The 271-nt window shown below is 51.7% G+C and carries 1 protein-coding gene; it reads left to right on the top strand.

Annotation, left to right across the window (positions count from 1 at the left end; genetic code table 11):
• Nucleotides 1–68: 68 nt before the first annotated feature.
• The coding region (locus FLQ44_RS25070) for a nitrile hydratase subunit alpha (RefSeq protein WP_206209000.1) at nucleotides 69–271 on the top strand (203 nt) is incomplete at its 3' end.

The raw sequence follows: 271 nt of genomic DNA, 5'->3' as shown, positions 1-271 counted from the left end.
ATAGCAATTTTATATACAATCACTGTCCAGCCATTCCAGCATTGATGCTCGCTACTTTTTACTAAGCCATGGCCCATACTCACCGCCCAGAGTCCGAGATTGCCCTCCGCGTCAAAGCAATTGAGTCACTGCTCGTTGAAAAAGGCATCGTTGATCCGACGACTCTGGATACCATCATCGAGGCCTATGAACACCAAATTGGCCCCCACAACGGAGCCCGGATTGTGGCGAAAGCCTGGGTTGACGCCGACTATAAGCAGCGGTTGCTGGC

Source organism: Vogesella mureinivorans, from assembly GCF_007644035.1.
Classification (GTDB): domain Bacteria; phylum Pseudomonadota; class Gammaproteobacteria; order Burkholderiales; family Chromobacteriaceae; genus Vogesella; species Vogesella mureinivorans.
Note: the sequence above shows the minus strand (reverse complement) of the source record. Positions and strands in the feature narration are given on the sequence as shown.